The organism is Clostridium sp. NSJ-49 (assembly GCF_014287725.1).
In the GTDB taxonomy this organism is placed as follows: Bacteria; Bacillota; Clostridia; order Clostridiales; family Clostridiaceae; genus Clostridium; species Clostridium disporicum_B.
Map to the genome: position 1 here is coordinate 45,336 of NZ_JACOOP010000025.1, position 9,832 is coordinate 55,167.

The 9,832-nt window shown below is 29.0% G+C and carries 7 protein-coding genes; 1 reads left to right on the top strand and 6 read right to left on the bottom strand.

Annotated features, from left to right (window positions below; translation table 11 throughout):
- Nucleotide 1: 1 nt before the first annotated feature.
- From rhaB to H8S10_RS10285, 6 genes are all read right to left on the bottom strand, one after another.
- The gene (rhaB, locus tag H8S10_RS10260; RefSeq protein ID WP_186838808.1) at nucleotides 2–1,417 is read right to left on the bottom strand and encodes a rhamnulokinase; all 1,416 of its coding nucleotides are present in this window, start codon (nucleotides 1,415–1,417) and stop codon (nucleotides 2–4) included.
- Between the two features lie 30 nt (nucleotides 1,418–1,447).
- The gene (locus H8S10_RS10265; RefSeq protein WP_148315771.1) at nucleotides 1,448–1,612 is read right to left on the bottom strand and encodes an aspartyl-phosphate phosphatase Spo0E family protein; all 165 of its coding nucleotides are present in this window, start codon (nucleotides 1,610–1,612) and stop codon (nucleotides 1,448–1,450) included.
- Between the two features lie 101 nt (nucleotides 1,613–1,713).
- Nucleotides 1,714–2,676 carry an AraC family transcriptional regulator gene (locus tag H8S10_RS10270; RefSeq protein WP_186838809.1) on the bottom strand — a complete coding sequence of 321 codons (963 nt, stop codon included), beginning with the start codon at nucleotides 2,674–2,676 and terminating at the stop codon, nucleotides 1,714–1,716.
- 162 nt (nucleotides 2,677–2,838) lie between these two features.
- Entirely contained in the window at nucleotides 2,839–4,623 is a 1,785-nt protein-coding gene (locus tag H8S10_RS10275) for a PHB depolymerase family esterase (protein ID WP_186838810.1), read from the bottom strand.
- A 41-nt stretch (nucleotides 4,624–4,664) separates the two neighbouring features.
- On the bottom strand, nucleotides 4,665–5,972 hold the full coding sequence (locus H8S10_RS10280) for a PTS transporter subunit EIIC (RefSeq protein ID WP_055266864.1): 1,308 nt from the start codon (nucleotides 5,970–5,972) through the stop codon (nucleotides 4,665–4,667).
- Between the two features lie 87 nt (nucleotides 5,973–6,059).
- Nucleotides 6,060–8,390 (bottom strand): family 78 glycoside hydrolase catalytic domain, encoded by a 2,331-nt coding sequence (locus tag H8S10_RS10285; protein ID WP_186838811.1) that lies wholly within the window; start codon nucleotides 8,388–8,390, stop codon nucleotides 6,060–6,062.
- Between the two features lie 225 nt (nucleotides 8,391–8,615).
- Here H8S10_RS10285 and H8S10_RS10290 point away from each other — a divergent pair, with 225 nt between their 5' ends.
- Nucleotides 8,616–9,311 carry an AraC family ligand binding domain-containing protein gene (locus tag H8S10_RS10290; RefSeq protein ID WP_186838812.1) on the top strand — a complete coding sequence of 232 codons (696 nt, stop codon included), beginning with the start codon at nucleotides 8,616–8,618 and terminating at the stop codon, nucleotides 9,309–9,311.
- Nucleotides 9,312–9,832: the final 521 nt, after the last annotated feature.

Below are 9,832 nucleotides of genomic sequence, written 5' to 3' on the forward strand. Positions count from 1 at the left end.
ATTAAATCTCTCCTTTATTTGGTTTAAATATATTTATCTCAAATGATTCTTTAATTACATTTCTAGCTTGTCCTAAATCTTCTAGAATTCCAGTACTTATTAATTGAGCTGCAAGATTTCCTATTGCTGTTGCTTCTATTGGTCCTGCTAACACTTCTTTGCCAGTAGCATTTGCAACTAATTGATTTAATAAATTATTTTGGCAGCCACCACCAAATATATTTATTCTTTCAAAGCTCTTTTCAAATATTTCTTCTAAGTTTCCTACTGCTTTTTTATAACTATAAGCTAAGCTGTTAAATACACAATAAGCAATTTCCCCAACTAATTCTGGTACTCTTTGCCCTGTTTCCATACAGTAAAGCTTTATTTCATCTATCATATTATTTGGATTTAAAAATCTATCATGATCTACATCTATAATAGAAGGAAAATCTTTATGCTTATTTGCTTCTTGGACTAACTCACCAAAAGAGTATTTATGATATAAATTTCTTTTTACCTCTTGTATAACCCAAAGACCCATTATATTTTTTAAAAATCTAAATCTATAATCAATTCCCCCTTCGTTTGTAAAGTTATAATCCATAGCTTGAGGTACACATATTGGGAACCTATTTTCCACACCAATTAATGACCACGTACCAGAACTTACATATATACTATCTGAATCATTACAAACTGAAGAAATAAAGGCTGATCCTGTATCATGAGTAGCTGGAAGTATAACTTCCATGTCAAAGCCGAACTCTTCTACTAATTCATCTCTTAAATTACCTAAGCTTGTTTTAGGCATTTTTATCTCTCCAAAGATTTCTTTATTTATTCCATACTCTTTTAAGATATTTTCATCCCATACTCTATCAAAAGAGTTTACTAGCTGAGTTGAAGTTGCATTTGTATACTCGTTTACCTTCTGCCCAGTTAACAATAAATTAAGATAATCTGGTATCATCAAAAATGCTTTTGCATTATCAAGAATCTCTGGCTTTTTATCTTTAATTGCAAGTAATTGATATAATGTATTAAACCTTTGAAATTGTATCCCTGTGTGTAAATACAACATATCCTTTGGAATAACTTCAAAAGCTTTCTCCATAATCCCTTCTGTTCTATCATCCCTGTAAGATACTGTATTTCCTAAAACCTCATCATTTTGATCTAACAAAACAAAATCTACTGCCCATGTATCTATTCCTATTGTTTTAGGTATCTTTCCAACTTCCTTACACTTTTTGATACCATTTTTTATTTCCTTAAATAACGCTTTAAGATTCCAACAATATTCATCATCAATTTTATGAATACCATTATCGAATCTATATATCTCTTCTAATTGAAGCTTGCCATCTTTTAAACTTCCAAGTATATGTCTCCCACTAGAAGCCCCTATATCAATAGCTAAATGATAACTCATAACTCTCCCCCTTTAATTAATCCTATTTGGTTAACAGTTAATATAGCTCTCAGCTATACTCTTCTGTTTTATGTATATAAGCTTATCTAACCTTTGACTTAAACTTATAGTTTCTAAGCTCAATAATCCATTTCTTTCTATAGTTTCATGTAACAACTCTTTCATAGCTCTTATAAGAACTCTAAGTATCTTCATCCCTTTACCTCTCATATGCTATTTATTATCTTAAGTATACAAAAAAACAACCTTGGTCTTAATAACCAAAGTTGCCTAATTTATTAACCTTATTTGCATTTTTAAATATCATAACTTTTAAATTCATTTGGTGTGCATCCATATTTTTCTTTAAATATCTTATAGAAATATGTAAGATTTTCATAACCTACTGAAGTAATGACTTCTACTATTGGTAACTCTGTATCACTTAATAGTTTCTTAGCTATATCAAGCCTTTTTTCTTGAAGCAATTCCTTAAATGTCATATCTGTATGTTTTTTTATAAGCTTACTTATTTTATAATTAGGCTGATTTAACCTTTCAGAAACTTCTGTTAAAGTGGCTTTAGCATAATTATTATCTATATACTTAAATACATCAATAACCATAAGGCTATCATAATTATCTTCTGAATACATTTCAATTTTATCTGGTGTCTTTATTAATTCAACTATTAATAAGCCTACCAATAGTTTAATGCTTGTACTACTTATCATACTAGGTTCATATATCTCTATAATTATTTTCTCTAATATTTCTTGAATATATCTTTCATCGTTAACTTTAAAATAGAGATATTCACCTTTATTGTTATTCATATATATTGACTTTAATAAAAAGCTAAAAATAGTATTTTCCTCATTAGATAAAGATAGTAAAAAATCAAAAAATTCAGGCTTAATAATAAAATTAATTATTATATCATCTTTTGAACTTTCCTTAATTTTATGTGTTATATCTTTATTTAAAAATATTATTTCTCCTTCTTTTAGATTTATCTCTTTATTATAAATAACTTCTGTTAGTTTTCCTTTATATACGTAATTAAACTCAATGTAATTATGTTTATGTTCTGGAAATTCTACAAATCTAGTATGTTTTCTAATATTTATAAGTTGATCCTTTGCTAATATCTTATTGCTATCAATAATAAACTGGCTCTCATCTGTATAGATGCTCTTATCAACATCAGCCTCTCCTTCTAATATCTGTTTTTCCTCTTCTGTCAATTCAAATAACTTCTTTAATATATCTTCTCTCATAAAATTCTATATCCTTAAATTTTCTTTATTTAATTATAACTATTATATTAAAATACTTACCTGTTATCAATGTAATTTACTTATTATAATTTCACTTAAATGATATTAGAGCTGATACATTACTGTACCAGCTCTAAATAATTTATAATTTAATTTTAATATCTAATTGTTAAATATTAACTCCCCTGTTTCAACGTCTCTACTATATCTTTTAAAGAAGTTCCACATGTACTCTGCCTCTGGTTTGTAGTTCCAGTGTGCTAAATCTTTAATCGCTGCTAACTCCATAACTACACCATTTTCATTAGATAATGTACCTGTATACATTTCTTTATCGCCTAGTGTTGTCCACTTTTGGTCATCTAATGCAATGCCGTAATATTCATTAGCACTCATATCCATTTCGCTTACTTCTAATCCATTTACCTTTTGATACGCTTGAAGTGAGCTGAATATATGGACATTTTCATCTTCATCCCATACCTGATTTCCAAATAAGAACGCTGTTCCATACTCACTGCTTCCATCTACAGGTATCATTTGGAAGAAATCGTGATCTCCACATAAATATAGTAATGGAATTTCTCCAGCAGTATAATTGTTAGCTATTTCTATTACTTCATTAGCAAATACATTAACTCCAGAAACAACACCTACTCCTGCAAATATATTACTATACTTCATTCCTAATAAAAATGATTCAGCCCCTCCAATTGAAAGTCCTGTCACATAAATTCTAGATGGATCTATTTGAGGATATTTTACTTTTAAATCCTCTACTAAATTCATAACTCCATCTCCACCTAAACCATCACATTTGAAAAAGTTAACTTCTTTTTCTTGCCATTCTGGTGATACAACAATAAAGTTTTCCTTTGCAGCTAACTCTGGCCAGCCTGTCGAATCTCCTTGTAATCTGGGATCATTTTGATTTCCATGTAAAGATACAACTAAAGGCACCGTATTTTCCTTACTTGATGCAACTGTATTAGGTACGTATTCAAACCATGTATACTTTCCATCCATACCTGTTATATTTTGATCAATCTCTTGATTATAAGTTATTCCTAACTCTTCAAATATAGGAGCTTCTATTAAATCATAATTTTCTGTAGCAGATCTTGCACTAAGCATATAAAATTCTGCAATATCATTATGTTGTCTATAATTTCTTGATAATACACTTTCCCATGCATTATTAAATGCTTCTTTTAATGTTTCTTCCTTAGAAGCAACAACAACCTTTTGTAGTGGCTTATCTTCATTTTCATATAAAACATAATTATCTTTTTCACTCTTCTTTGTAGCATCATTTATATTTTGATAAAACTCTACTGCAACATCACATGTATTACTTGCATAGACAGGTACTACATCATTTTTTTCTAATCCATCATCCATTTGACCACCATAAATCATCATTCCAGCGATAAAATAGCATGATTGTGAAATATAGTTATTTACAAATGTAGCTCCATCATCTATCCCAATTACTTTTACATTATTAATTGCTCCTCCGACTAAATCAATAAATGCTTCTTTATCCTTGTCATCATATACTTCACCACTTAAAGGACTAATAACATATACTTCTCCAGCCCATTCTCTAACATTTTCAAGTAACCCTAAATCAGCAATTAAATTATTAGCATCTTCTTCAGACTTATTACCAGCAAATATATAATATTTGGGAGTTAATACATCGCTTCTTATTGATGTATATCCATCTACAAGTGCATTATACATGTAATAAGAATAACCTTCTGTAACTTCACTATTGGTTAAAGTTAATATATTTTCTACTGGTTCTTCACTAACTTCATCTGTAACAGTATTGGTAACATTATCACTTGTACTTTCTTTATTTGAGCTAGCACATCCTGTTATAGAAAAGATATAAAATACTGTAACTAACGTTGATATATATCTAATAAAATTTCTTTTCATATTATTCTCCTACCCTAAACTTTTTACCATATAATTATTATCTATTTACTCATTTCCATTTCTCTTTTTTGTTCTTCTACATAAATTTGTTTATCTGCAATCTTTACGAAAGGTAACCAAATGAGTGTTGCTACAACTAATAATACAATTTGTAAAATAGAACCTGAAATACTTCCAGTAACTAGATATCCACTTATTATTGGTGGAGTTGTCCAAGGTAATTGTGCTAATCCTGTTGGAATAGGTACTAATTTAAATGCTAGTGCTGCATATGCTATTAGTGATGATACTGCTGGTGTTATTACTAGTGGTATAAAGTATATTGGGTTTAACATTAGTGGTACCCCAAATAAAACTGGTTCACCTATATTAAAGCAGTATGGTACAAGACCAACTTTTCCAACTTCTTTGTATTGCTTACTTTTTGCTACTATAACCATTGCAATTACACATCCAACAACACCTATACTTGCAAAAGCTGTTCTAAAACTTGAACCGATAATATTTACTGGTGCTTCACCTGCAATAGATGCTACTCTATTGGCATCTTCTAACATAGTCCAGATAGGATTCATAGCTCCAGATGAAACTATTGATCCACCATGAATACCAAAGAACCATAAGAATTGCTCGAATAATAATGCAAAAACAAATCCACCTAAACTTCCACCTAATAATAATAAAGGTTTTCCAATAATTAAATTAATAGTAGTAAATAAATCTGAATTAAGTGCTACATCAAAAATAACTCTTACAATCCAGAAAACTAAGATTGTAACAAATGCTGGTACTAAAGAAGCAAATGGCTTTGCAACTGCAGGTGGTACCGCATCTGGCATCTTTATAACTATTCCCTTTTGTTCCATTCTTCTATATATCTCTACAGAAACCATTGCAACTATAAATGCAACGAACATAGCTTGTGCTCCTACTTTAACCATAGGAATTGCAGTTCCAGCATCACCTGAAATATAAGGTGTAACTACTAAAAATGCTGCTAATGCTGTTAATGATGCTTGTAGCTTGTCAACATTATATGACTTAGCTAAGCTGTACGCAGTGGCAAATAACACGAAGAAACCTGCAACATCATTAGTGGAATTTGTTACATATACAAGCTTTCCTACCCAAGCTCCTCCATCATTAAATAAATTAGTCATAAATTCTGAATACCCCGGAATAGGTAAAAATGCTATTATCAAGAATATTGATGAAATAATTGTAAATGGAAGATATGCTAACATACCATCTCTTAATGCAGTTAAATGTCTTTGTCTACTAAACTTATCAGCTACTGGAAGTAACTTACTCTCTATAAAATTTCCGAATCCCCCAACTTTTTCTTTCATATTAAATTCTCCTCTCATACTTTTGACTTCAATACTTTTATCAAAACTTTCTCTCTTTAATATCTACATTTTTTAATTAAGTTTAAATTAAAGCTTTATTATCATATAATACTGACCATTTTCTCTTCTTTTCCCGTTATAGTTTGTTTCTATAACTGAATAATCACTTGAAAGTATAACATCAAACTTCTCAATATCTCCTGGAATATTAAACTTCCATATTACTTGTCCATTTTCTACTTTCCAATTACTACTTATCTCTCCTGATAATGTTTTAAAGGTACATTCAACTTGATTTACTTTTTTTGAGAAATATGGTTTTAAAGTAATTTTATTAGCTTTTATAGCTTCATCATTAACTCTTATTCCAGCTAATCCTTGATAAAACCATTGAGCATAACTTGAAAACATTGCATGATTATGAGAGCAATTCTTCATATCAAATTGTTCTGATAGAGCTGTTTTTCCCTCTTTAATCATATTTCCTATACTCGGATATTCATCTTTAAACAACCATTCTTCAATAACCTCATCATATCCATATTTATTTAATACTTCAAAAGTCATCATCATTCCAAAAATACCTGAACGTAAATACCCATTATCTTCTTTTATTTTATCTACATACATTTTACATAGCTTTTCTGGTTCATCAGAAATATGGGTAAAAATTGCAAATGCAAAGCTACTTTGAGATTTATTGCCGTATGTTCCATCATCATTTTTAAAGTTATCATCAATAAATGCTTTTACCTTTACTAACTCTTCTTCATATTCTTTATAAATCATATCCTCTACTAACATAGCAAAATATCTGTTATACTGTAGGAATAAATAATATGCACAACATGCTAAGAATTTCTTATCTGGAGTTCCAACTTTGAAGCTAACCTTAGTATCACTACTGCCATGGTCTCCTAAGCACTTATCTTGTAATTCTTCAATTCCTATTGACTTCAAATACAACATTTGTTTTCTTAAATATTCATATTCATCTAATATTAACTCTTTATCTCCGTAATATTGATAATGTTTATATACTAGATACGGATAAGCTAATTGCCATAATATAGGCCCCTCACCTTCACCTGTACCGTTAGTTTGAATCCCCATATACGGAGCTGTTTCAGGTACTCCCCCTTTTTTAGTTTGATCTTGTCTAAAATCTATAACTGTTTTTTCATACATTTTATCTAAATCAAACATAAAAAGACTTGATGTAGCTAATGCAACTATATCTCCCCCATAACCTAAACGTTCTCTTGCACAATCTTCAAAAACTGAATGAATATTATTTAACTTAGTCTTTAAAGCTAAATCATATAATTTATTAATCCAACTATTATCTGTTTCTAATTTACCAACTACATCTACATCTGTATAAACGTAAGTTGCTGTTATACTCTTTAAATCATCTTTCTTTAATCCTGAAACTTCAACATATCTAAATGAATGGTAAGTAAACTTGTTTGTATAATGATTTTCTCCATCCTTAGATATAATTTCATCTACTTGCATTGCCTGCTCTGGAGCTCCAGGTCCTCCATCAAACCTAATGTTTACGCCTTCAAGTACTACTCCAACATTTCCTGCTAAAGAAGAATCACAATTAACAGTATTATCTTCATTAATATTTTCAGCATAAACTAGCTTAACGCTTTTATCTTTAACTCCTAAAAATGAAATATTAATTACAGCTGATAAGGTCTCTCCAAAATCAATAATTAAATTTCCTTTACTATTAATATTTATAGATATTGGTTCAAGGATTTTTTTCCTCTTTACCTTAGGAATTTTACTTTTAACTAATTTACCTTTTTTATTATTATCTATAATTGCTTCTTTCCAATTAAGATCATCAAATCCTATTAGCTTCCAATGATCTTGAGCTTGTCTAGCATCAAATCTCTCACCAATATATAAATTATTAAATAGTAGAGGGCCATCACTTACTTTCCATGACTTATCTGTTTTTAATATACATATCTCATTCTCATGAATACTTGCAATTAAACAAGGCTCACCTATTAATCTTAATCGTTCTCTTAAATTATATTTTCCAAACAATCTTAAAGGTGCTGGATTATACATACCATTGTCTAGTTCAAATGAAATTACATTTTTGCCATCAGTTAATAATTCACTTACTTCATAGGTGTCGTAATATATAGTTTTATCATATTGAGTCCAATCAGAGTTAAGTTCATAATCTCCAACTCTCTTACCATTGATATAAGCTATATAATATCCAAGACAACCTACATTTAAGTAATAGTTACTATTTGTTTTTTTTATGTTGAATTCTTTTCTTATTAAAGTATTTGGATTGTCATCATAATAATCTGATGCATCATAGTTATACTCTTTAGGAAACTTAGAAATCCACTGTCCCTCCAAGTTGATTCTCTCTGTCGACATCTACTTCCTCCTAGTCTTAATATTGAGTAATTGTTTACACATCGATGTTTAATCATTTATCATAGCTATATTCTTATGATATTATAGTTTCTCACTCTCTACTATGCTTATAAATGCCATTACTTATAGTCCATTTCTGACATTTTATACTTTCATATAGCTTATGTATTGTAATCGTTATATAATATTATTATGTAAAGTTATTTTATTTGGGGGAAACTTAAAATGAACTTTTTAAATTTAGATACATATCTATCTCTATCATCATCTGAAATGATGTATAAAAACATATTTATTAACAATCCAGAATTTACATTAGATAAAGCTAAAACAGTAAAACATGTATCTTCTTTATTAGATAGTTTATGTAATTGTAAAAAAGGTGGCTCTGATTCTTCTTATGATCCATCAAGAGAGTTTATGGAAGAAAATATTATACCTGCTCCTTATGATGTATTGGTTAGCAAACATCTTCGTTACAGTCCTTGTTTTATTCATACACATAGCTTTTTTGAAGTTATCTATGTTGCAAACGGCAGTTGTATAAATGAGATTTCTGACCAATCAATCAATATGAAAAAAGGTGATCTTTGTATTTTAGCTCCTGGTACTTCTCATGCTATAAGCGTTTTTAATGATGACTCTATAGTATTTAATTTACTAATTAAAGCAAGTACCTTTGAAAGTGCATTTTTTGGTACACTTAGAAATAAGGATATCCTATCATCCTTCTTCTCTAGAGCACTATATTCACCCACTTCTGAATCATACTTATTATTTCCAACTGGAAATGATATAATTATTCAATCTTTAATATTAGAGATGCACTCCGAATTTAACTTATCTTTAAGTTATTCTGAACGTATGTTAAACACACTAACAACTAAGTTATTTATAACTTTACTTAGAAGCTATGAATAAACAGTAATTGTTCCTAATCCTCTAGGTAATACACTTGATACAAATATTGTTAATATAATGAATTATATTTCAAGTAATTATAAATCAATAACACTTAAAGATTTATCAGTATATTTCAACTATAGCGAACGTCAAATGTCTCGTATTTTAAAGGATTATATAGGGAAAAGCTTTATAAATATAATTCAAGATATAAAAACTCAAAAAGCCTGTGAACTACTTAGAAACGCCGATATATCTATAAATAATATAATCGATATTGTTGGTTATTCTAATACTAGTCATTTTTATCGTGTATTTAAAAAATAATATAATATGACTCCTGTAGAGTATAGAAACAAATATATTTATCCAAAATAAGCTACATATTACATGAATAAATGGGGCTGTATCAAAAAAAATTTGATATTTGCCGATAAAGAAAAGGAAGTTCGAATTTGAACTTCCTTTTTTGCGCATAGTAATAATATGAAAAACTTCACAAAAAATGTGATTCCTATGCAACAAATAGGATTTGCATT